19 protein-coding genes are annotated in these 25,061 nt (G+C 32.6%); 15 read left to right on the top strand and 4 right to left on the bottom strand.

Translation table 11 applies throughout. The annotated features are described in order from the left end of the window. Positions 1-108: 108 nt before the first annotated feature. From AX016_RS02610 to AX016_RS02595, 4 genes are all read left to right on the top strand, one after another. On the top strand, positions 109-510 hold the full coding sequence (locus AX016_RS02610) for a hypothetical protein (protein ID WP_157811064.1): 402 nt from the start codon (positions 109-111) through the stop codon (positions 508-510). Between the two features lie 141 nt (positions 511-651). After that, a complete protein-coding gene (locus AX016_RS02605; RefSeq protein ID WP_100894128.1) occupies positions 652-1,734 on the top strand; it encodes an efflux RND transporter periplasmic adaptor subunit in 1,083 nt (360 codons plus the stop codon). A 23-nt stretch (positions 1,735-1,757) separates the two neighbouring features. After that, on the top strand, positions 1,758-5,009 hold the full coding sequence (locus AX016_RS02600; RefSeq protein WP_100894127.1) for an efflux RND transporter permease subunit: 3,252 nt from the start codon (positions 1,758-1,760) through the stop codon (positions 5,007-5,009). Further along, the gene (locus tag AX016_RS02595; protein ID WP_100894126.1) at positions 5,002-6,447 is read left to right on the top strand and encodes a TolC family protein; all 1,446 of its coding nucleotides are present in this window, start codon (positions 5,002-5,004) and stop codon (positions 6,445-6,447) included. Before AX016_RS02600 ends, AX016_RS02595 begins: the two co-directional genes overlap by 8 nt. Positions 6,448-6,612: 165 nt before the next feature. Here the strand turns inward: AX016_RS02595 and AX016_RS17385 are convergent, their stop codons facing one another. Then, entirely contained in the window at positions 6,613-6,738 is a 126-nt protein-coding gene (locus tag AX016_RS17385) for a hypothetical protein (RefSeq protein WP_013621187.1), read from the bottom strand. 78 nt (positions 6,739-6,816) lie between these two features. Next, positions 6,817-8,058 carry a 3-deoxy-D-manno-octulosonic acid transferase gene (locus tag AX016_RS02590; protein ID WP_100894125.1) on the bottom strand — a complete coding sequence of 414 codons (1,242 nt, stop codon included), beginning with the start codon at positions 8,056-8,058 and terminating at the stop codon, positions 6,817-6,819. A 92-nt stretch (positions 8,059-8,150) separates the two neighbouring features. Between AX016_RS02590 and AX016_RS02585 the strand changes: the two genes are divergently transcribed. The 6 genes from AX016_RS02585 (at position 8,151) to AX016_RS02560 (ending at position 13,968) form a co-directional block, all read left to right on the top strand. Continuing rightward, positions 8,151-9,305, top strand: a complete 1,155-nt coding sequence (locus AX016_RS02585) for a DegT/DnrJ/EryC1/StrS family aminotransferase (RefSeq protein ID WP_100894124.1) — start codon at positions 8,151-8,153, stop codon at positions 9,303-9,305. Between the two features lie 17 nt (positions 9,306-9,322). Continuing rightward, a complete protein-coding gene (gene galE / locus AX016_RS02580; protein WP_100894123.1) occupies positions 9,323-10,339 on the top strand; it encodes a UDP-glucose 4-epimerase GalE in 1,017 nt (338 codons plus the stop codon). A 66-nt stretch (positions 10,340-10,405) separates the two neighbouring features. Then, positions 10,406-10,771 carry a hypothetical protein gene (locus tag AX016_RS02575; RefSeq protein ID WP_100894122.1) on the top strand — a complete coding sequence of 122 codons (366 nt, stop codon included), beginning with the start codon at positions 10,406-10,408 and terminating at the stop codon, positions 10,769-10,771. 122 nt (positions 10,772-10,893) lie between these two features. Beyond that, the gene (locus AX016_RS02570) at positions 10,894-12,324 is read left to right on the top strand and encodes a sensor histidine kinase (protein ID WP_100894121.1); all 1,431 of its coding nucleotides are present in this window, start codon (positions 10,894-10,896) and stop codon (positions 12,322-12,324) included. 12 nt (positions 12,325-12,336) lie between these two features. Beyond that, a complete protein-coding gene (locus tag AX016_RS02565; protein WP_100894120.1) occupies positions 12,337-13,113 on the top strand; it encodes an enoyl-CoA hydratase/isomerase family protein in 777 nt (258 codons plus the stop codon). Between the two features lie 3 nt (positions 13,114-13,116). After that, on the top strand, positions 13,117-13,968 hold the full coding sequence (locus AX016_RS02560; RefSeq protein ID WP_100894119.1) for a hypothetical protein: 852 nt from the start codon (positions 13,117-13,119) through the stop codon (positions 13,966-13,968). Positions 13,969-13,971: 3 nt separating this feature from the next. On the opposite strand, the gene AX016_RS02555 is transcribed toward AX016_RS02560, so the two are convergent. Next, the gene (locus AX016_RS02555) at positions 13,972-17,688 is read right to left on the bottom strand and encodes a metallophosphoesterase (RefSeq protein WP_100894118.1); all 3,717 of its coding nucleotides are present in this window, start codon (positions 17,686-17,688) and stop codon (positions 13,972-13,974) included. 45 nt (positions 17,689-17,733) lie between these two features. On the opposite strand from AX016_RS02555, the gene AX016_RS02550 reads away from it, so the two are divergent. Then, positions 17,734-18,942, top strand: a complete 1,209-nt coding sequence (locus AX016_RS02550; RefSeq protein ID WP_100894117.1) for a Pycsar system effector family protein — start codon at positions 17,734-17,736, stop codon at positions 18,940-18,942. A 69-nt stretch (positions 18,943-19,011) separates the two neighbouring features. Here AX016_RS02550 and AX016_RS02545 read toward each other — a convergent pair whose 3' ends face one another. Further along, positions 19,012-21,384: a GAF domain-containing protein gene (locus AX016_RS02545; protein WP_100894116.1), complete on the bottom strand. Its 2,373-nt coding sequence runs from the start codon at positions 21,382-21,384 to the stop codon at positions 19,012-19,014. Between the two features lie 116 nt (positions 21,385-21,500). Here AX016_RS02545 and AX016_RS02540 point away from each other — a divergent pair, with 116 nt between their 5' ends. The 4 genes from AX016_RS02540 to AX016_RS02525 are packed head-to-tail and all read left to right on the top strand — an operon-like array spanning position 21,501 to position 25,060. Next, positions 21,501-22,403, top strand: coding sequence for a metallophosphoesterase (locus AX016_RS02540; RefSeq protein ID WP_100894115.1), 903 nt, complete (start codon positions 21,501-21,503; stop codon positions 22,401-22,403). Positions 22,404-22,449: 46 nt separating this feature from the next. Then, complete coding sequence (locus tag AX016_RS02535; RefSeq protein ID WP_100894114.1) at positions 22,450-23,097, top strand: hypothetical protein; 648 nt, start codon at positions 22,450-22,452, stop codon at positions 23,095-23,097. An 8-nt stretch (positions 23,098-23,105) separates the two neighbouring features. Continuing rightward, on the top strand, positions 23,106-24,350 hold the full coding sequence (locus AX016_RS02530) for a DNA cytosine methyltransferase (protein ID WP_100894113.1): 1,245 nt from the start codon (positions 23,106-23,108) through the stop codon (positions 24,348-24,350). 56 nt (positions 24,351-24,406) lie between these two features. Further along, positions 24,407-25,060 carry a hypothetical protein gene (locus tag AX016_RS02525; RefSeq protein ID WP_100894112.1) on the top strand — a complete coding sequence of 218 codons (654 nt, stop codon included), beginning with the start codon at positions 24,407-24,409 and terminating at the stop codon, positions 25,058-25,060. The last annotated feature ends 1 nt before the right edge of the window (position 25,061 follow it).

The following is a 25,061-nucleotide window of genomic DNA, read 5'->3' as shown; positions in this document are numbered from 1 at the left end:
ATTTTAATTGGTTGTAATATGACTATTTTAAAAATAAAATATGTTTTAACGTTTATTAACAGTAAAATTTTGCCCAGTAAATTTGTGTCGCATTATTTTGCACTTTGTATGAAAGTAGCATTTAAAAATAAGTTTACTATCCTTTTGGCATTGTTTATTACAATGTTGGGTAACTTATATGCTTGTACCACAACAGATAACAACGCAATTTTAAATGTTAAAGAACAATTAAGTTCTGTAAATACATTAGGTGCAGAGTTAGAGTTACCTATTATAGAGCAACATAAAGACTTTGCTGCAGAAGTAATAGAAGTAGATGAAGAAGAAGTAACAGAAAATATTGCTTCAGAAAAAATAAGTAAAGACAATGGCAATTTTAAAGTTGCCTTTTTTTATGCAAAAAACTTTGAACTATCCTGCTTAAAACCTACAAAAACAAATACACTAGCTCATTTTATACTACAAAATGCAGCTAAAACCTATATTAGATATCAAGTACTTCTAATTTAGAAAACTAAAAGGCAGCTAAACCACTGTTGCTTTTAAACACCACTTTTTTATTTGTCTAATGACAACGGCATAGCTCGTATAAAATAGCTACGTGCTTCTGCCAAATTTTAACAATCAATTACTTAAAAAATCAATCGTATTATGAGGAGAACTTCTACACTCATAGGCCTATTGCTTGTGCTTTGTTTTGCCAGCTGTGAGTCTAAAAAGGAAGAGAAAAAAGAGGAATCTACATTTCTTGTGACCAACCCTATTAAAAAAGACACTGTTATTAAAAAAGACTATGTGTGTCAAATTCATTCTATTCGCCACATAGAATTAAGAGCTTTAGAAAAAGGGTATTTAAAGCATATTTCTATAGATGAAGGACAGTTTGTAAAAAAAGGTCAAAAATTGTTTAATGTAATGCCAAACGTATATCAGGCAGATTTGCAAAAAGCAAAAGCAGAGGCAGAAGTAGCAGAAATAGAATATAAAAACACAAAACTATTAGCAGATAGTAATGTGGTTTCTAGTAACGAATTAGCAATGTCTAAAGCCGAATTGGATAAAGCTAAAGCAGAGGTGTTTTTAACGCAAACACATTTAGGTTTTACAGATATTAGAGCTCCTTTTGATGGCATTATAGATCATTTAGAGGTTAGGGAAGGTAGTCTTTTAGATGAAGGAGAAAAACTAACCACCTTATCTGACAATAGTAAAATGTGGGTGTATTTTAATGTGCCAGAAGCAGAGTACCTAGACTATATTACTAATACAGGAAAAGCAAGAGCTAAAGAGGTAAGCTTGGTTATGGCAAACAACAAAATGTTTAACCAGCCTGGTATTGTAGAAACAATAGAGGGTGAATTTAATAACCAAACAGGTAACATTGCGTTTAGAGCAACATTTCCTAATCCAGATAAAATACTAAGACACGGAGAAACAGGTAGTGTGCTTATGTCTGTTCCTTTTGATGATGCCTTGCTAATACCACAAAAAGCAATTTTTGAAATTTTAGATAAAAGCTACGTTTATGTTATAGATGCAGACGGAGTTGTAAAACAAAGAGAAATAGAAATTGAAGCTACTTTACCAAACTTATTTATAGTTAATAAAGGCTTATCTACTAAAGATAAAATTTTATTAGAGGGCTTACGTATGGTAAAAAACAACGAAAAAATACACACAAAGTTTTTAGAACCTAATGAGGTGTTAAACAAATTAGATCTGTACGCAGAGTAATTACAAAATGTAACTATAAAAATATGTTTAGTAAATTTATACATAGACCGGTATTGGCTATTGTTATTTCTGTAATTATAATTTTTACAGGTTTGTTAGCAATAAACCAATTGCCCATATCTCAGTTTCCACAAATTGCACCAACCACGGTAAATATTTTTATTGCTTACCCTGGAGCAAGTGCAGATGTGTTGGTAAAATCAACTTTAGTTCCTTTAGAGACTTCTATAAACGGAGTACAAGGTATGCGTTACATTGCTTCTGATGCAACAAGTGCTGGAGAAGGAACTTTACGTGTAATTTTTGAACCAGGTACAGATCCAAGCGAGGCTGTTGTTAAAATAAAAACACGTGTAGATCAAGTAATGCCTTTGCTACCAGAATTGGTACAGCGTGAAGGTGTAATTATTACTCCTGTACAACCTAGTATGCTTATGTATGTTAACTTATACAGCAATAAAAAGCATACAGACGAAAAGTTTTTATACAATTATGCTTACACCAAAATGGTACCCGAAATACAACGTATAGACGGTATTGCAAGTGCTAAAATTTTAGGTAGCCGTAAGTATGCTATGCGTGTGTGGTTAAAACCAGATCGTATGCGAGCATATAATGTGTCTGCTGAAGAGGTTTTAAAGGCAATGGAAGAGCAAAGTATTTTGGCTAGGCCTGGTAGAATTGGTAGAAGCTCTGGTAAAAAATCGCAATCACTAGAATATACACTGGTGTACCAAGATAGGTATAGTGAACCAGACCAGTATAAAGATATAATTATTAAGGCCAATGAAGAAGGAGAAATTCTTAAATTAAAAGATATTGCAGATGTAGAACTTGGTAGTGAGTTTTTTGATATTTATTCTAATCTAGATGGTAAGCCATCTGCATCTATTGTATTAAAGCAAACCTTTGGTAGTAATGGTAGTGATGTAATAGCATCTGTAAAAGATAAACTTAAGGAATTAAAAGCAGATTTACCTCCAGGAATAGATTATAAAATTAGTTATGATGTATCTAACTTCTTAGATGCTTCTATAGAGCAAGTATTGCATACACTTAGAGATGCTTTTATTCTTGTTGCTATTGTAGTGTTCTTGTTTTTAGGAGACTGGAGATCTACTTTAATTCCAATTATAGCCGTACCGGTATCTTTAATTGGTACTTTCTTTATAATGCAATTATTTGGCTTGTCTATAAATATGATTACGCTATTTGCATTGGTACTCGCCATAGGTATTGTGGTAGATAATGCTATTGTTGTGGTAGAGGGTGTGCACGTTAAAATGGAAGAAGAAAACTTAACGCCATTTAAGGCATCTTATGCGGTGCTTGGTGAGCTAGGTGGTGCTATTGTCGCAATTACTTTAGTAATGACATCGGTTTTTATTCCAATTTCATTTATGAGTGGACCAGTTGGTGTTTTCTACAGACAGTTTTCTATAACAATGGCTGGTGCAATTGTAATTTCGGCTATTGTAGCATTAACTTTAACTCCGGTTTTATGTGCTATGATGCTTAAAAATAATCATGGTAAACCTAAAAAGAAATCGCCTATAGATAAATTTATAGATTGGTTTAATAATGGTTTTGAAAAATTAACAGGGAAGTATGTTGGTTTTTTAAAATACATAGTAAACAGAAGGGTTGTGACTTTTGGTATTTTAATAGCATTTTGTGTGGGTATTTTTGTAACAAACAAAGTGCTGCCGGCAGGTTTTATTCCTAATGAAGATCAAGGGATGATATACGCTATTATACAAACGCCTCCGGGAGCAACTTTAGAGCGTACCAATGAAGTTGCTAAAAAACTACAAGCTATTTGTGAGGAAATGGAAGGTGTTGCATCTGTTTCTTCTTTAGCAGGATATGAAATTATGACAGAAGGTCGTGGATCTAACTCTGGGACGTGTTTAATTAACCTTAAGCCGTGGTCAGAAAGAGAAAACTCTGTACACGATATCATGGAAAAGTTAGAAGAGGAAACACAAGATTTAGGCGCAATTATAGAGTACTTTGAGCCTCCTGCTGTTCCTGGTTTTGGTTCTTCTGGCGGATTTTCTATGCGTTTATTAGATAAAACCAATGGTACAGATTATCACGAGTTCGAGAAAATAAACAACAACTTTATGGAGGCTTTAGGCAAACGTAAAGAGTTAAGTGGTTTGTTTACTTTTTACGCAGCTAACTATCCGCAGTATAAACTTAAAATAGATAATAAAGCAGCAATGCAAAAAGGAGTGTCTATTGGTGCAGCTATGGAAAACCTAAATATTTTAATAGGTAGTACCTATGAACAAGGATTTATTAGGTTTGGTAGGTTCTTTAAAGTATATACACAAGCAGCTCCAGAATATAGAAGCTTACCATCAGATTTAGAAAAGCTTTTTGTAAAGAGTGAAGAAGGTAAAATGGTACCGTATTCTGCGTTTATGACCATAGAAAAAGGTCTTGGTCCTAATGAAATTACTAGGTATAACCTGTATAATTCTGCAGCAATTAGAGGGCTTCCGGCTCCTGGTTATACTAGTGGCGATGCTATTAATGCAATAAAGGAAGTAGCTAAAGAATCTTTACCTCGTGGTTATGATGTTGCTTGGGAAGGATTGTCTTATGATGAAGCCAGTAGAGGTAACGAGTCTATTTACATTTTTGCCATTGTTTTAGTGTTTGTATACTTAGTGTTGGCAGCGCAGTATGAAAGTTTTTTACTTCCGTTAGCCGTAATACTATCATTGCCAGTAGGTATTTTTGGTTCGTTCTTCTTACTAAAAGTGATGGGACTTTCTAATGATGTTTATGCACAAATTGGTATGATAATGCTGGTTGGTTTGTTAGGTAAAAATGCCGTGCTTATTGTAGAGTTTGCTGTTCAAAAAAGAAGAGAAGGAGCTTCTATTTTAGAAGCCGCTATTATAAGTTCTAAAATGAGGTTTAGACCAATTTTAATGACATCTTTTGCCTTTGTAGCAGGTTTAATTCCGTTAATAATTGCTAGTGGAGCTGGTGCAATAGGAAACAGAACAATTGGTGGGTCTGCCTTAGGAGGTATGCTTATAGGTACTGTTTTTGGAGTGCTTGTAATTCCTGGTTTGTATTATGTATTTGCAAAAATGGCAGATGGTCGTAGTCTTATAAAAGATGAAGAAACAGCACCACTATCTGAAGAACTTATTGAAATATCAGAAGGTGAAAGTCAAACAAAAGCTAATACAAAAAGTATTAACAAGCTTACAAGAATTCTAAATAAATTAAGAAAAAATAATAAAAATGAGTAACATCAAATTATTAAAAATAAGGTTTGTACATGTGTTTGTGTTGGTTTCATTTTTAGTAGTATACTCTTGCGTTCCAACAAGAGAAATAAAAAATGAAAATATTACAGTGCCAACTGTATATAATAACGCAACTACAGACACTGTAAATTCTGCTGTTATGAAATGGGATCAGTATTTTTCTGATCCCAATTTAAAAGCAATTATAGATACCGCTTTGGTAAACAACCAAGAGCTAAATATTATGTTGCAAGAAGTGCAGGTGTCTAAAAATGAAATTATGGTTAGAAAAGGTGAGTATTTACCATTTGTAAACATACAGGCAGGAGCAGAGGTAGAAAAAGTGGGGCGTTACACTAGTCAAGGTGCTAATGACGCTACTACAGATATTAGAGAGGGAGAAGAATTCCCAGAGCCATTACCCAATTATCAAGTAGCAGCTGTTGCATCTTGGGAATTAGACGTTTGGAAAAAGCTTAGAAACTCTAAAAAAGCTGCTGTGTTAGAGTATTTAGCTTCAGAAGAGGGTAAAAATTTTATGGTAACTAATTTGGTTTCTGAAATTGCTTCTTCATACTATGAGCTTTTAGCTTTAGACAATCAGCTTAAAATAATAGACCAGAATATAGCTATTCAAAATAATGTGTTAGAAATTGTTAAGCTGCAAAAACAAGCTGCTAGAGCAACAGAATTGGGTGTTAAACGTTTTGAAGCTGAGGTATTAAAAAACCAAAGTTCTAGATATCAAATACAGCAACAGATTACAGAGGTAGAAAATAAAATTTGTTTTCTAATGGGGTCTTATCCTAAGCATATTAAAAGAACCACAACAAATTTTGTAGAAATTTTTACTAATCCTGTACACGCAGGTATACCAAGTCAGTTGCTACAAAACAGACCAGATATTAAGCGTGCGGAATATGAGTTAGCGGCTAATAAGTTGAACATAAAAGTAGCCAAGGCTAATTTTTATCCTTCAATTGGTATAAAAGCAGGAGTAGGTTTTGAGGCTTTTAAGCCTAAGTTTTTAACAAAAACGCCAGAGTCTGTACTTTATAATGTTGTTGGTGATGTTATTGCACCGCTAATAAACCGTAATGCTATTAAGGCTGCTTATAAAAATGCAAACAAAAAACAAATAAAAGCGGTGTACGAGTATGAAAAGGCCATTTTAAACGGTTACATAGAAACCACAAACCAATTGTCTAACATAAAAAACCTTAAAAAAAGTTTTGAGGTAAAGCAGCAAGAAGTAAATGCGTTAACAGAGTCTATAGAAATTTCTAATAAATTATTTAGGTCTGCAAGAGCAGATTATATGGAGGTATTACTAACACAGCGTGATGCTTTAGAGGCAAAAATAGAACTAGTAGAAACCAAAAAAGCACAAATGCTAGCGCACGTAAATATATACCACGCTTTAGGTGGCGGATGGAATTAGTTTTTTAATTGTTATGTTTTTTAAGTTAGTTGTTAAAGTTTTTTAGTTCTCTACTTTTTCAACGAAAAAGCCCTTCTAAACTGAAGGGCTTTTTTTATTATAATTTATAGCGTTTTAAAGCTAAATTCAAAAACAAGACGTGGGGAAAGTGCTTTTATGTCTTTTTTATAAGACACCTACGGCAGCCAAAATTAAGCATCCTACAACGGCAATTAATATTGCAATAAGTACAACAACCATTGCGCCTAGGAAACTGTTTAAGACTTTTGTGCCAACAGTTAATTCTTTCATATCTCAATAGTTTCTAGTAATTTACAAATTAAAATCGACTTTAACAATTTTAGCAACTGTAAATCAGTAAGTTGTATTTTAGAGTAGTGTGGCTATGTATGATGCTATTTTTTCTGTAGCGCCAATATTTTTAGCAACATAATTTTTATTAATTACTGCTGTTGTGTTGTAATATTCCTTTTTTAAAATTAGCTGGTTTAAAGTATCCGTAAATTCATTTTGGTTTGCAGTAGGTAAAATTCCTTTTAGTTGGACTAAATCTTCAGCTTCTTTAAATCCCTTGTAAATAGGGCCAATGATAATAGGAACTCCAAAAACAGCAGGTTCTAAAGTATTGTGTAAACCACCTTTTGTAAAACCACCACCTACGTAAGCAATGTTTGCATAACTATATACTTTAGTTAAAATGCCAATGGTATCAATTATTAAAACCTCAAAAGAAGAAATGTCTCTGCCATTAATTTCAGAAAATAAAACTACTTTTTTTTGTATACTTTTTTTTAATTCTTGTATTTGAGAGTCAATAATATTGTGTGGGGCAATTACAAACTTTACGTTTTCTACAGTTGTATTATTTATATAGGTTGATAAAAATAACTGCCCATTTGGCCAAGTACTACCAGCTACTACACAGGTTTTGTTTTGTGCAAAACTGCTCATAAAATCCAATGTATTGTCTTGTTCTAATATTTTAGAAACACGGTCAAATCTAGTGTCGCCAACAATTGTACAGTTGTTGTAATTTATATTTTTTAGTAACTCTTTGGAGTGGTTGTCTTGCACAAAAAAGTGTGTAAAAGCAGTTAGGCTTTTACGCATAAACCCGCCATACCATTTAAAAAACGATTGCTCTTTTTTAAAGTAAGCAGAAACTAAAAGTGTAGGTGTTTGTTTTTCTTTTAAAACTTTAAGGTGGTTTGGCCAAATCTCATATTTCACAAAAATGGCAAGTTTAGGGTTTACAGCTGCTATAAATTTCTTTGCATTTTTTAGCGTGTCTAATGGTAAGTAAACAATAGCATCTGCAATGTCATCATTTTTTTTAACCTCATAACCAGAGGGAGAAAAAAAGGTAACTACAATTTTATAAGTAGGATATTCTTCTTTTGTTTTTTCAATAATAGGTAGGCCTTGCTCGTATTCTCCTAAAGAGGCAGTATGTATCCAAATTACATTATCTGTTTTGTGTATACTTTTTTCTAATCTCTTGTAAATGTCTTTACGTCCCTGAACAAAGAGTTTAATTTTTGGATTAAAATTGGCTATAACTTTAACTAAAAATGAGGCAATATGTACTACAATGTTATATAAAAGATGCACCTAATGTTTATTTGTCGTAAAAATACGTTTCTTTCATTAATTTCATTGTTGCCCATTGGTATTTTTGTAAATTTACCTTTCAAATTAAGGTAATGAAAAAAATTCAGATGGTAGACCTTAAAGGTCAATACCAAGATATAAAAGAGCAAGTAAACACTTCTATAGCTCAGATATTAGAGACATCAGCATTTATTAATGGTCCGGAAGTACACGCATTACAAAAAGAAATGGAGGGCTATTTGGGTGTTAAACATATGATACCTTGTGCAAATGGTACAGATGCTTTACAAATTGCAATGATGGGTCTTGGTTTACAACCAGGTGATGAGGTTATTACTGCAGATTTTACTTTTGCGGCTACAGTTGAGGTTATTGCATTATTGCAATTAACGCCTGTTTTGGTAGATGTTGAACCAGATACGTTTAACATAGACCCCGTTGCCATAGAAAAAGCAATTACGCCAAAAACTAAGGCAATTGTACCTGTACATTTATTTGGACAATGTGCAAATATGGATGCTATTTTAGAAATTGCAGAAAAACACAATTTATATGTAATTGAAGATAATGCACAAGCTATTGGCGCAAGTTATATTGGTAAAGATTGTGTAAAGAAAAAAGCTGGTACAATGGGACACGTTTCTGCAACCTCTTTTTTTCCTTCTAAAAACTTAGGCGCTTACGGAGATGGTGGTGCTATTTTTACAAATGATGATGAGTTAGCCCATACATTAAGAGGTGTTGTAAATCACGGAATGTACGAGCGTTACCACCATGATGTTGTTGGTGTAAACTCTAGGTTAGACTCTATACAAGCGGCAGTTTTAAGAGCCAAACTACCCAATTTAGATACATACAACCAAAAACGTAGAGCTGCAGCATTAAAGTACTCTATGGCTTTAGCAAACCATAAAGATATTGTTACGCCTAAAATGGCAGTATGTTGTTCTTCTGACACTTGTGTTTGTGATTGTCACGTATTTCATCAATATACATTGCAAATAAAAAACAATGACAGAGATGCTCTTGTAAAACATTTGCAGTCTAAAGATATTCCTTGTGGTGTGTATTACCCAATTCCACTACACTTGCAAAAAGCATATAAAGATAGTAGGTATAATGAAGCAGATTTTCCTGTTACAAACCAACTTGTAAAAGAAGTGATTTCTTTACCAATGCATACCGAGTTAGATGATGAGCAAATTACATACATCACAGATGCGGTTTTAGAGTTTTTAAATAACTAACCAAAATATAGAAATAGATGAAAATATTAGTAACTGGCGGATTAGGCTTTATTGGTTCGCACACTGTGGTAGAATTACAAAACAAGGGTTTTGAAGTCGTTATTATTGATGATTTATCTAATTCTTCAGAAAAAGTGCTAGATGGTATTGTTGCTATAACGGGTACAAAACCAACTTTTGAAAAGTTCGATTTAAAAGAAAAACCTAAGGTTCAAGATTTTTTTAAACGTCATTCTAATATTGCTGGTGTTATACATTTTGCAGCATCTAAAGCTGTAGGTGAAAGTGTAGAAAAACCATTACTGTATTATGAAAACAATATAGGAACATTAGTGTACTTATTGCAAGAGTTGTCTGGTATGCAGAAAGCTAATTTTATTTTTAGTTCTTCTTGTACAGTATACGGCCAGGCAGATAAAATGCCAATTACAGAAAGTGCGCCAGTTAAAGAGGCGGAGTCTCCTTATGGTAATACCAAGCAAATGGGCGAAGAAATAATAAGAGATACGTGTAAAGTTGTACCTGCTTTAAATGCAATAGCATTGCGTTATTTTAATCCTATGGGTGCACATCCTAGCACAGAAATAGGCGAATTACCTATTGGTGTACCGCAAAATTTGGTTCCTTTTATTACACAAACAGGAGCTGGTATTAGAGAGCAATTGTCTGTTTTTGGAGGAGATTACCCTACTGCAGATGGTACTTGTATTAGAGATTATATTCATGTTGTAGATTTAGCAAAAGCACACGTAGTAGCATTAGAACGTTTAATTGCTGGTAATAATGATAGTAATTATGAGGTTTTTAATGTTGGTACAGGAACAGGAAGTTCTGTGTTAGAGGCAATACAGAGTTTTGAGCGTGTGTCTGGTAAAAAATTAAATTACAAAATTGTAGACCGTAGACCAGGAGATATTACTACTGCCTATGCAGATACCACAAAAGCAAATACCGTTTTAGGTTGGAAAGCAGAATCTACTTTGGATGAAGCTATGAAATCTGCCTGGGACTGGGAGCAAAAAATTAGAAAATAGTGTTAAAAATAGTAAAGTATGGTTTAGAAATAAACCATACTTTCTTTTTGTGCGTACATAAAAGAGATGACATTTAATTATCCAGATACCGACACTCTTTTAACTACTGTAAGTAACCAAAACTTATATAATAACTTGGTTGCTCAACTGCAAAAAGACTTTAGTTTAGCTAATATAGACTTTAGCTTGTTACAAGAAAACAATACAATTTCTCCGCAAGAATTAACTGCTGCATTACGAGAAAAAATTTACCAACTACTTTTAGAGCGTTTTACAGAATATTTAAATCTGCTTTACATTATAGACATACCTGAGCAAACTCTTAAAAAAATACAAGTTACAGATGCGGTAGAAGTAGCAGATCAGGTAGCTTTTTTAATTTTAAAAAGAGAGTGGCAAAAAGTGTGGTATAAAAATCAATATTCTAGCTAAGTACACCTGTATTTAAGAAGTTTTTTAAGCGGCCTATTTTGGCTTAATAATTGCTATATTTGAGGGTAAATATTATATTCTTGTTTAAAAAACTATCACTTAGGTCGCGTATCTTTATTACTATGATGTTTTTGGTGCTTATGGCATCAATACTAATAGCAGGTGTTACTATTTATCAATATAGAGAACAGTCTAAAGAGTATAACAGAGACCGTTTAGACCGTAAAGAAGCGCAGATAAAAGAAAGCGTAAACCTTACCATTAGGAAAACTTCTTTTGAGCGAATTACAGAAAAATTGCATTTAATTTTTAAAGATGAAATTTTTGAAATTGCAGAAATTCAGAATGTAAATTTTAGCATTTATGATTTAGAAGGTAGCTTAATTATTGACTCACACCCATTACTTAATAAAACATCTGTTACAGATTGTTTAGATGCTTTAGTTCTTCAAAAGCTTAAAACTAGCGAAAATCAACGTTATGTAGAAGAAGTTAATCACATTGAAAAAATATCTAATGAAGAAAAGGTTTTTAGGTCTTCGTACACGTTTATAAAAGATTTAAAATTTAGAGATATTGGTATTTTAAAATTAGAGTATGTAGAAGATACTTCTTTTGAGGATAAAGAACTTCCAGAGTTTTTGTTACGATTAGGTTTGGTGTATGTTTTTATGCTAATAATAGCTATTATTTTGGCTTATTTTACCTCAAAATACATTACTAGATCTTTACAGACAATTTCTGACAAATTAAGTAAAACAGATTTAAGCATTAGAAACCCTAAAATATTAATAGATAATCCTAGTGAAGAAATAGGCCGTTTGGTAGATGCCTATAATAGGATGATTGATGAATTAGAACAAAGTGCTGTAAAACTTGCAAAGAGTGAAAGAGAACAGGCTTGGCGAGAAATGGCTAAGCAAGTGGCACACGAGATTAAAAATCCGCTTACACCAATGCGCTTAAGTGTACAAAGTTTTGAGCGTAAGTTTAATCCTGAAGATCCAGATATTAAAGAAAAACTAGCAGATTATTCTAAAACCTTAATTCAGCAAATAGATACTATGAGCAGTATAGCTTCTGCTTTTTCTAATTTTGCACAAATGCCTGCACAGCAAAATGAGACATTAAACGTAGTTAAAATTGTTAAATTAGCTGTAGATATTTTTAATGAAAGTTATATTCACTTTATAGCAGAAGAAGAGCATATTGTAGCAAAATTAGACCGTACACAATTAGTGCGCGTGGTTACTAATTTAGTAAAAAATGCTATGCAAGCTGTGCCAGAGGTAGACAACCCAAGGGTTTTAGTTACGGTGGCTTCAGAAGATGATTTTGTGAAAATATCTGTGGCAGACAACGGTGTTGGTATAGCAGATGAATTTAAAGATAAAGTTTTTGAGCCAAAGTTTACTACCAAAACAAGTGGTATGGGATTAGGTTTAGGAATGGTAAAAAATATTGTAGAAACTTATAAAGGAGATATAACACTTACATCTCAGCCAGATAAAGGAACGGTGTTTATTGTTCGTTTTCCAAAAGAAAATAAATAAAAAGAAAAAAATATGAAGTTTGATACTATTTTAATTGAACAGCAAGAGAGTACAGCAATTGTAACTATTAACAGGCCTAAAAAATTAAATGCTTTAAATAAAGCTACTATTTTAGAGTTGCACACCGCTTTTACAGATTTAGAAGCAGATAAAAGTGTTAAGGCAATTGTTTTAACGGGTAGTGGAGAGAAAGCTTTTGTTGCTGGCGCAGACATATCTGAGTTTGCAGATTTTTCTGAAGAAGAAGGAGCAAAATTGGCTCGTAAAGGTCAAGATGAGCTTTTTAATTTAATTGAAAATTTAAGCACACCAGTTATTGCAGCCATTAATGGTTTTGCTTTAGGTGGCGGTTTAGAATTGTCTATGGCTTGCCATTTTAGAGTAGCTAGTGATAATGCAAAAATGGGTTTACCAGAAGTTTCTTTAGGTGTAATTCCAGGGTATGGTGGTACACAACGTTTGCCTCAATTAGTAGGCAAAGGAAGAGCTATGGAGCTTATAATGACAGCAGGAATGATTTCTGCAGATAAAGCATTAAACTACGGCTTGGTAAATTATGTTGTTACACAAGAAGAATTAATGCCGCTTTGCAGCAAGCTAATAGGTAAAATAACGAATAACTCTTCTGTTGCAATTTCTGCAGCAATAAAAGCGGTTAACGCTGGCTATGTAAAAGATGGTTATGATGTAGAAATAGAGGCTTTTGGTGCTTGCTTTGGGACCGAAGATTTTAAAGAGGGTACTACTGCATTTTTAGAAAAAAGAAAAGCAAATTTTCCAGGAGCATAGTCTATGAAAAATTATTTAGGACTAAGTTGTTTATTACTTTTAGTTGGCTGTAGTAATTATGGTCAATTAAAAGTAGTTGCTAATATACCTGAAGAGTTTAAGGAAGTATCTGGATTGGTTAATTTTGGAGAAGATCATATATGGTTAATTGAAGATAAGGGGAATAAAGATGAACTTTATAAAATTAATGCTGTTGGAGATTGGCAAAAAACACTAAAGGTTAAAAATGGTAAAAATCACGATTGGGAAGATTTAACCAAAGACAATAAAGGAAATGTTTATATAGCTGATTTTGGCAATAATGCTAGTGACAGAGATGATCTAGAGATTTTAAAAGTTCCAAATCCAAATACCATAAAAGGTGATGATATAGAGGCTGAGAAAATAGAATTTAGCTATCCGGATCAAACTGATTTTTCACCAAAGAAAAAAGGATTGTTGTATGATGCAGAATCACTTTTTTATTGGAAAAACAATCTTTACATAATTACAAAAAATAGAGCTACTCCGTTTACAGGTGAAGCTCTTATTTACAAGGTGCCAGCTGTTAAAGGTAAGTATAAAGCGGAACTTGTTGGTAGTTTTATGGCAGGTACAGACGAACGTACAAGCAGGGTAACGTCTGCTGCTATTTCTCCAGACGAGAAAACAATTGTGCTTATAGGTAACGGTATGCTTTGGAAATTCACAAATTTTAATACCGATGATTTTACAACAGGAACTGTAGAGTCTATAGATTTAGGAGTAAGGACACAACTAGAATCTGTTTGCTTTATAAATAATACAACGCTGTATTTGGCAGATGAGGCAAGAAAAAAAACAGGCGGTAATTTATATGTTTACAAGCTAAACTAGGGTTTAAAAGCCAAACCCTAGTCCAAATGTAAATCTTGGTCCTTCATCAGCATAAAATAAAGCAACTCTAGCAGAAACTACATTTGCTCCATTTAAAAATAGACCTCCACCGTAAGATGTTTTCCATTCATCAGAGTCTTCTGTAGGTAACCAAATACGTCCGTAATCAAAACCAGAATACACACCTAGTGATATAGGTATTATGTTTGTTTTCATTTTTCTAAGACTAAAACGTATGTCTGTATTTTGGTAATATGCTTTTTTACCTGTAAAACGTTGGTTTCTGTAGCCTCTTAAGCCATCTATACCGCCAACTGTTGCTCCTTGGTAAAACTCATAATCATCTCCTATGTTAAAATGAGCTTTCCATTTAGTAGCTAACACTAATCTTCCGTTTGGTACTAACTTATAATCAAAAGCAAGACTAGGAATTATATAGGCATAATTTTGACTGTTATTTACTAAAGATTGTTTGTAGCCTGCTTTTATCATTGTAGACATTCCCATTGTAGGAAAAGCAGCATTGTCTTTATTTTCGTAAGTATATGTAGCATCTACGCCTAAAAAAGTATTACGTACATCTTCATTATTAGCTACGTAAAATGTATTAATAAACCTGTCTTCTGTTTCTTCTACCTCAATAGTTTCTAAACCAATACCTGCTTTAAATTTACTACCTAATTGTCCGTTATAAACTATAGAAGGCACAACTTTAATTTGCTCTAATTTAACACGGTTGTAATCCATTCCTAGATCGTCATCATTATTAATGCTTTTGTTTCCTAAACCAAAAAAGTTTACACTAAAGTTTGGACTGGTAAACCTTGTTTCAACCTCAAAATTCCAGTTTCCAAAGATGTTTGCAAACTCACCAGTGTATCCAAAATCAAAACCTTGCGTAGCAAAGTAAAAAGAAGCGTTAAAAGTATGTTTTTCTGTAAACGGATTTAATCTAAAACCATTGTAGGTAAATGTGTTTGTAAAGCCAATTTTTAAACCATCATCTGGATTAAAACCAACTGTTGGTATAATTTGATTAACGCTGTTGCGTATTGCTAACGGATTGTAAACATTTGTGTTGTAGTCATCTGTTAGTTTAATTCTTGCGTTATTAGTTTCTTTAAATGTATTTTTCTTAGACTTATAATCGTAAATGGTTATTTTTTGACCTTCAGTAAGGTTATAAATATCATTGTTTTGTCCGCCAATAATTCTAATTCTTATATTGTTACGTGCGGTACCATTATCTTCAAAATAGTCATCGTCATCTAAGCCGTAAATCCATATCTCTTTAGTAACATCACTATTAAAAGTTTTATCAAAAAAAAGTTTATCTTTTTCTCCTTTAATATTACGGTATGCTTTTACTTGTACTTCTTTTTTGTTTAAGTGATTAATCTCAAACCAATCATCCTTATCTGTACCTGTTACTACTGCAAATTTGTTTAAAATTCTGTGGTATTCTTTAGCATATTCTTTTAGATGTGAGATACGAGATAGTAATATTTTTTTAAGCTTTGGTAAAGAGCTATCTTGTATTTCTACAGGAAAATCCTTAAATGATTTGTTAATAACATCTTCGGTTAGGTTGTCTTGTATGTATTCTGCTTCTGTTATCCAATCTTTAAGGTTGGTTTCGCTTAACAAGGCAATATCTAACACATAAGTTTTAGGAGATGAGTTAAAACCTCGTACGCTTCTTATTTCTTCGTTAAAACCTTCCATTAAGCGTAAAGAAGGCACAATTCTGGTTGCTAAACTCATTAAAGGTCCGTCTCCCATATTAGAAAAAACCTGATCCCTGTCTCTAGGTACTGGCTTATAAATTATTTTTTTATTTTTCTTGTTTTCTGCCCAACGCCATTGGTCTGTGTGTCTGTCCCAATCACCAATTACCATATCAAAAAGACGTGCTCTTAAGTATAGTTTATCATCAACTGCGTATTTTTCATCATCCCGTAAATCTTCAAGCATACTGTCTGTGCTTTTAAGCTCATTAGCATAGCCAAAACTTTTTAAATTTCCGTGGTTATCACCAGCATGTTCTTCAAACATATATAACTCATCACCATAATTTACATTAAAATCTCCTAATGCTTTTTGTTTGGGGATGTAGTATAATTTAGGATTGGTGTGGTAAATGTCTATAGCGTCAGATAATGTAGAAACAATATATGGTGCATACGGGTGTGAGCCTGTATAGAAATCCATAAGTAGTTTTTCTACGGCAGTATTTTCAAACTCACCAACCACATATTGATCTTTAAAAGCCATAGATTGTAAGTACAATTCTGCACTTTTACGCATAGAACGCATTACGTATTCTTTGCCGTTTTTATCTGCTAAACGTAACGATTTAGATTGGTGACCACCACCTGCTCTAACAGGAGTTAATCCGCCATAAATAGTATCTAAACTTAAGGTTGGTACTGTTACAGGTGTGCCATAGTATTTGCGGTAACGGTCTCCCCATATAAAATTATGAAAACCTGTTTTTGTAATTTCTTCTTGCGTGTATATAGATGCCGTTGTTGTTGCAGGGAAACTATCTGGCAGTTTTTTGGTAAATAATTTTTTGTCTTCAGGTAAAACTTCAGAGGTGAATAAAAATTTCTCATTATTGTTATCATCTAGTCCAAAATAGCGCACCCTAGAAGAACCATCTTTGTAAACTTCTAAAGTAGTGTACCCTTTTTCTCCTGTAGAAAACTTACTGCCATTAATAAGTCTTGTTTCTCCACTTTTAGCTCCTGCACCACTAACAATTTGTGGTGTGTTTTCTTCTACAATATATTGTAAAGAGTGCTCGTGACCAGACACAAAAATTACTTTGTTAGAGTATTGTGCAAGTGTAACAACTCGGTTTCTTAATTCTCTGTACCTTTTACCTTGTAAGTCTTCAGAAGATGGTCCGGCTGTTTTTCTAAGTATATTTAAAAAAGTGCCTAAAATAGGTAACGGACCAACTCCAGGTTTAGGGTAAAAATGTTTTTTAAACGAATATTGTCCGCCGTGAGAACCGTAACTAAACATTGGGTGATGCATTGCAATAACCGTAGTTTTTTGTCTGTTTTTAGAAATTAAACTTTCTAACTCTATTAAAAACTTTTCTCTGCTTTTAATATCACATTTGTCATTAATATCTGGGCGTTTATTCCAGTTGGTTAAGTACCACTCTGTATCTATGGCTATAATTATTAGGTTGTCATTTACCTCTATGGTTTCTAATGGGCAGCCATCTTCTGGTAAAAATACATCTTTACTACCTAGTGCTTCTTGTATGTATTTTTGCTCTCGTTCTAGTCCTACTAAACCTTCGGTATACCAATCATGGTTACCAGGAATAAAAAGCGGATTTCCTTTAAAATTTTCTAAAGTTTTTAGTTGTGCATCTAAATGACTTTTAGCTGTTAAATACGCTGCAGTAGAATCTTTAGGGTCTGGCATTCCGGCAGGGTAAATATTATCGCCTAAAAATAAAACAGAACTATTTTTGTCTGCTTTATCAATTCTTTTTTTGAAGGACTTTAAAACAGGATTCATACCATTGATAGGTGATTTTCCTGCATCCCCAATTAAATAAAAAGTGTGCTCTATTTCTTTATTAGTAGTAACGTCTATGCTCTGCTTCTTATTATCATATTTAGTTTTTACTGTTGCACAACCAGTAAGGATAAAAATACTTAACGACCAACAATATTTACTAATAGAAGTATTCATAAAGATTTTAATTTTGTAATTTGTGATGCATCTTATATTAAAGTTATGGCAAATATTATTCAGGAAACCGAAGATTATGTAATTAGTCTATTAACCAACGAGTTAAGCTCTAGTTTTTTGTACCACAACATTAGGCATACTCAACGTGTTGTCAAAAGTACGCAAGAATTGTTAGATTTTTATAAGTTAGACGTAAAAGAGCATGACGACTTACTTTTAGCAGCGTGGTTTCATGATGCAGGTTACACTAAGAGTGCTAAAGAACATGAAGAGCGTAGTTGTGATATTGCTCGTGAATTTTTAAAAGGAAAATCTTTTGAGGAAAAACGAATAGAAAATATTTGTAATTTAATTTTAGCAACTAAAAAAGGCTATGAGCCTAAAAACCTTCAGGAGGAAATTATTAGAGATGCAGATGGGTCTCATTTAGGAAAAGAAAGTTACTTAGAGACTACAGAAATGCTAAGGGAAGAATTATCATTATTAGGATTAGTAGATTATTCCCCAGCAGAGTGGAGAGATACTAACATAAGAATGTTTCAGACCAAACATAGGTTTTATACAGAGTATGCTATTAAAAACTGGCAAGAAACCAAAGATGATAACTTGGCTAAATTAATTAAGGCTAGGAAGAAAATGAAGAAGCTGGTAAAAAAGGAAAAAGTTAAGGCGCAATATAAATCAGAATTTAAAGACAAGAGTCCGGAAAGAGGTGTGCAAACTATGTATAGGGTTACTATGCGTAACCACTTAAAGTTAAGCGATATTGCAGATACTAAAGCAAATATTTTACTGTCTGTAAATGCTATAATTATTTCTTTAGTATTGGCAGATTTAATGCCAAAACTAGATAGCCCTTCTAATAAGTACTTAATACTCCCTACGGCTTTGTTTATGTTTTTTAGTGTAATATCTATGGTTTTGTCTATAATTGCTACAAGACCAAATATTACAAGCGGACAGTTTACTAAAGAAGATGTAGATAATAAAAAAGTAAACTTATTGTTTTTTGGTAATTTTCATAAAATGAAACTAGAGGATTATGAGTGGGCTATGAAAGAGTTAATTAAAGATCAGTCCTATGTATATTCTTCCCTAACTAAAGATTTGTACTTTTTAGGATTGGTTTTAGATAGAAAATATAAATTGTTAAGGTGGACCTATGCTATTTTTATGTTTGGAATGATAGTCTCTGTATTGTCTTTCTTTTTAGCATTACATTTTTATGGGCCAAGGGAAGCAGTAATATTGTAGTGGATAAGTTATAAAATGGAAAAAGGCGAATATTATATGTAATATTCGCCTTTTTTTATGACCTATTTATTAATGCTTTAACTCGTGCATTAAATCATCATAAGTGTATGTTTCTTTAGACTCTTTATCTTTTTTGTATAAAATTTCTACACGTATTGCTTTTAAACCAGCAACACCTTGTAGGCCTTCTAGCTCTAGTACTTCTACATTTTTAGAAAAATATCCTTTAGAGCGTAAAAAACGAATGTAGCGTAAGTACTCTAACTCATCTTTTTTCTGAGAGTAAACAATAGAAAGTTTTCCTTTTTGGGTTAACCTTTCGTTAGTTCCTTTTATATAAGATTTGTCTATACGTTTTTTAATAACCTCATATCTGGCATTATATGTGCCATCTACATCAAAACGTTTTTCATCCATTCTAAATCTAATAGATAAAGATGTGTTATAAACTAATAATAAAGATGCAACATCTAATGCTATTGGTAGTTTTGGTTTTAGGTTGTAGTACTCATTTTCCATATCATACATTACCTGCAACTGCCACAACCTTAAGTTTTTTAGGTAAAAAGGATTGTATTCTTTACTCTGTGATATAGATTCTCCAATGTAGATATTGTGTTCCACACCATCTGTCTTATAGCGCTCAAAATAATGCGGAAACATTTCTTGTGCTTCCACTTGTTTTTTGTCTAAAACCTGAGCAAGTTTCTCGTTAATCTTCATAACACTTTGGTCATAGTTTTTCCTATGATCATAGTAAGACCCAGTATTAGGGTCTATACCTTCTTCGTAAGTGTTAATTAAATTTGCAATTTTAGGCTCTGTATTTTTTAAGTGTTTAAAAACAGGAGCTATCTCCTTTTTTATGAACTCTAATATAGTTTGCTCGCTATTTGTATTTAAAATTTCTTTTACTTCATCTAAATAACTATTGCTTCTAAACAATAATTCTTCATAAATGTGTAATTTATTAATTTCCCAAGCCTTAGTAAGTACATTGTTTACTTCGGTTAGTTGTATTAAAAGGTCTTTTTGTATAGAATTATTTCTAAATGTAGATGAATCTTTAATGTCTATTTGACCATAAAGAGGGTGTACATCTTTAAAAACAATTTCTTTAAATGTAGGGTCTAGACCTTCAGCATCTGCTCTAATAAAGCGTATTGCTTCGTTTTCAAACCTCCAAAGAACAGAAGAGTGTACTGTAGTACATTCTTGTTGTATTACAGCTTCAATAAGGTTTTCTTCTTCAGCTTTAGAACGTAAAACAGCTGTTACAATGTATGGCATTACATCTTGTAATTTTTGCGCGTTAACATTGTTTAAGTTGTATCTTTTTGTAGACGCTAATTCTAAAACACCAAGCAATTGTTTGCCATCAGATATTGGTGCTATAATTGCACTTTTTATTCCTTGTTCTGCAAGTGTAGCATATAGGTTGTTATCTGGAGCTGATTTGGCATATTTATCTAAGTCTGAAATTACAAAGTATTTATGCTCTTTTAAAATTGTCTCATAAGTGTTTTTACACAATGCAGTTTTACAATCTACATTGGCACTTTTATTAAGTATAAAACTTTCTATACCTATTCCGTGTACTTTTTCAAAAGTATCTTCTTTGCTATTATGTATAGAAAAACCAACTTTTAAATTAGGAAGGCCAAATAACGACTTAAATGTATTTTGGAAGTCTTCCATAAAAAACTCAGAGCCTCTTTTGTCACTTGAAATAAGACTAGATTTTATTTCGGAGATTGAGTGCTCTGCTGTAACATCAAACATATTAGAAATTACAAAACCTTTAGATGTAAAACTATTTGGCGGAATTTTTTCTTTCCATAGTTCTAGATTATCAAAGTTTTCTAATAGTTCATCTACATCTGCTTGTGTTAGTTTTTTAGCATTTTTGTTTGGTTTAATATCTATAAAATCTGCATTATACAATATTCTATAGTGTCTCATAACTCCGTTTTTATCCGGAATTTCATAAAACATAGGTCTTCTAAAGTCTAAATTAAAACCATAATGAAAATTCAATATTACGGTACTTGCCATAATATAATTTAATCTTTCTTCTACGTTTTTAATTTCAAGTTCAAAACCTTCACCTGCATCCTCTATAATTTTTTTAAATCTCTCAGACGAGTTAAAAATTACGTTTGCATAGGGTAAGGATGCTGCTTTTATTTCATTCTTAGTTAGTACCTCAGAGAAAGTATCTTGTAGAATAACATTAATAACATCTTTATGTTTATCAAGTAAAGTTAAATCTGTAAAACCATCACGTAGTTCTGGGTAAGGTTTTTGGTAATTTAAAATAAATCTTGCTTTTTGGGCAAGGAACAGGTCATTACCAACAGCCATTTTATCGTACTGTTTAAGAAGCTTATCAAAACTGACAAGACTTTTTAGTGGTAACTCTATTTCGTTTTCAAATTTCATTGTCCTTACTTAGTCTAAGAATAGCCTGCAAAATTACAAAATAATTATTACTTTTTATTGCGTTTGTTGTAATCCTATTTAATCCCTTTTTTAGATATTTATACAAAAATTAAAATATGTCTTCTTTTACTAGATTAACCAGAGCGTATAATAAGTCTAAAATAGTATCTTTTGATGATAGCTCTAAGTTAATACTTTTTAGTGACTGTCATAGAGGAGATAATAGTTTTGCAGATGATTTTGCAAATAATAGAAACATTTACTACCACGCATTACAACATTATTTTAAAGAAGGTTATAGTTATTTTGAGTTGGGAGATGGTGATGAGCTTTGGGAGAACACATCTTTTGAGTCTATTTTTACGGCACATAAAAACATATATGGTTTATTAAGAGAGTTTCATTTACAAAATAGATTGTTTATGATTTGGGGAAACCATGATATGGTGTACAAAGACCCTAGTTATGTAAAAAAGCATTTGTCTAGTTATTTTGAGCCAATAGATGGTAAAGACAAAGATTTATTTATTGGTATAACTTATCATGAAGGTATTGTTTTAAAGCATAAAGATACTCAACAAGAACTTTTTTTAACACACGGACACCAAGCAGATTGGTGGAACTATACGTTTTGGCGTGTAGGGAGATTTTTAGTGCGTGTACTTTGGAAGCCGTTACAGGTTTGGGGTATAGCAGATCCTACTAGTCCGGCTAAAAATCACCAAGAATTAATAAAGGTTGAAAAACGAATTAAACGTTGGATATTGCAAAACAATGAAAAGCTTACAGTTGTAGGGCATACGCATAGACCTCGTTTTCCGGAACCAGGAGATATTCCTTTTTTTAATGATGGTAGTTGCGTTCACCCAAGAAGCATTACAGGTATAGAGATAGAAAATGGTAAAATATCGTTAATTAAATGGCAGATTGCAACTACAGAAGATGGTACGTTGCGGGTGGTGCGTGTGCTGTTAGAAGGGCCACAAAAATTAACAGATTACCAACGAGCAAAACAGTAATGGTTTAATTTTTCTATTTTTACACCACCATTAACTAAATTAACATATGAAAAAGAGTATTGCTTTATTGGTTATTTTATTAACCTTATCATCTTGTTGGAAAAACAAAAGTCCAGAAGATCTAATTAGATTAAAAGAGAAGTTTAAATCTCAAGTAGCTTCTTTTGAAAAGAAAAAAATTACAGCAAACAAAAACGTAACCAAAGGTTTAACATCTTTAAGTGCTTTAAAAGGTGCCCTAGAGGATGCTAAAAATGAGGATAAAGAGTTTGCTAAAGTATACGGTGACTGGGAAAAGGTTAATAAGCGTGTAGAAAATTTAAATAAGGAGTATGAGGATTTAAAAACTAAAGCCTCTAATTTGTTTACAGCTATGGAAACCCAAACCAATAGCTTAAGTGACGAGCAAAGCAGAAAAACACTTTTAAAAGCCATTAATAAAGCAAAAACAAAATACAATGGCACATTAGCAAATACCTCTAAAGCAATTGCAAAATTAAGATTGTTGCACGGAGATGCTGTGGAGGTTGTAAAAGCACTAGAGGTGGCAGCTGCTCTAAACTCTTTTGATAATATAAATAGCCAAATGGAGAGTATAGAAAGTAGAGTAGAAGGCATTATGCAAGAGTTAAATGTTGCTGTTATTGAAAGTAAAAATTTATACGAAAAGAAAATTACAGAATTAGGAGAGTAATTAACTATATGGCGGTTAAAGAGCAATTTTTACGTATTGAAGATGTAGCGTTACAGTTAGGTGTTTCTCAAAAAATAATTAGGAAACACATACATTCTGGTGCTCTTAAATCTACAAAAACTTTTGGTGTACATTATTTAAGTCCTAAAGATGTAGCTGTTTTTAAAAAGAGTGATGCACTAACTATTTCTCCAAATAAAGAGTCGCTTAAAAAGGCCTCTAAATCTATAAAGACTGATGTTGTAAACTGGACAGATATATCTAAAAATTGGGAGAAACCTTCTAAAACCAAACTTACTTCTGCAGATTTGTTTTGTGGCGCAGGTGGTATGGCAAAAGGTTTTGAAATGGCTGGTTTTACACAGGTTGGCGGTTTAGATTGGTTTAAGGAGGCAGGTATGACATACCGAGAAAACTTTAAGCACCCACATATTTTAGGAGATATTACAGAAAGGAGTGTTAAGGATGAATTTATAAATACAGTTAAAGATTCGCTTAATGGTGAGTCATTAACTGTTTTGTCTGGCGGATTTCCTTGTCAGGGGTTTAGTATGTCTGGTAGTCGTATAGTAGAGGATGAGCGCAATTCTTTGTATAAAGATATGTTGCAAATTATTGAAGAGTTACAGCCCCAGTTTATAGTAGCCGAAAACGTAAAAGGTTTACGATCTATGCTAAAGGGCAAAGTAGAAGATAAAATAAAAGAAGATATTGCTAACCTAGGTTATGAGGTAAATGTTACTGTGTTAAATGCAGCTAATTATTACGTGCCTCAAAAAAGAGAACGTATAATTTTTGTGGCTAACCGAATAGGGAAAAAGAATTTACACCCTAAACCATTATTGTCACCAGAAAATTACATTACCACTAAAGAGGCAATAGAGGATTTGGTAAAGTTGAAAGACGACGCTAGTTTTAATCACGTTAGAGCAAAGCATAGTGATGCTATGAAAGAGCGCTTGGGTAAAGTGCCAGAGGGTAAAAGTTTGTATGATAATTATTCGGATTCTTGGAAAAAATGCCCTTGGAATGAAGCTAGCTGTACTATAAAAGAAAACCACGGTGGTGTAAATATACATCCAATAGAGTCTAGAGTTATTACCGTACGCGAAATGGCTAGACTACAATCTTTTCCGGACGATTTTATTTTTAAAGGAGCAAAAGGAAAACAAATGGTGCAAATAGGAAACGCTGTACCGCCTTTATTAGCAAAAGCAATTGCTTTAGCGGTTAGAGAAACCTTAGGAGTGTAAGTTTAGATATAAAAAACATATTCTAGCATTGCGTTTTCATTTTAAAAGATACCATTATGAACGCATTAGAGTTTGATACGCTTAGTAGAGAATTGCAAAAACTAGCTCCAGAAATACCATTGCAATGGGGAAAAGTGCAAAACAATACTACAGATAAAAAAGTAAACCTTTTTAGATGTAAAACACTCAGCTCTTTAGAAAAAGATATTAATAGTTTAACTACAGATGATAAAAACTATTTTAAAAGACGATGGTTTTTATGGCAGTGTTCTAGGTGTGATGAGTATTTGTTTTATGCAAATAATAATGTAACCAGAAACCCAAATAGCAGAGATCAAGAGTATGATGTGGAGTTTTATAATAATTCTGCATTGCGTTTTGACGTTAAAGGAACAGTTGTGCCAAAAGAGTTACGTAGTAGTTTTAGTTTAGAGCATCCAGAAAAAATTGTAAACTTTTACTATAACAAGCAAAGTGTAGGTAAGCGTAGTCATTTGCAAAACAGGTTATTTATAGTGCATCATTCTTTTAAGGAACACAAAAGAGCGTTAGAATTACGATGTTCTTGGGATTATAAATCTATGGTTTACCAAAGTTTTATTCATCAATTAAAAGAAAAAAATAACTTTATAAACTACTTAAACGTTAAGGCTACAATCATTTTTATAATAGAAAAAAAAGATGGTAGTTTTAGTTATAGGTTTGCGTAGC

It is taken from the genome of Cellulophaga sp. RHA19 (assembly GCF_002813425.1).
In the GTDB taxonomy this organism is placed as follows: Bacteria; Bacteroidota; Bacteroidia; order Flavobacteriales; family Flavobacteriaceae; genus Cellulophaga.
The sequence above is the reverse complement of the archived record's forward strand: the minus strand, read 5'-3'. Positions and strand labels throughout refer to the sequence as shown.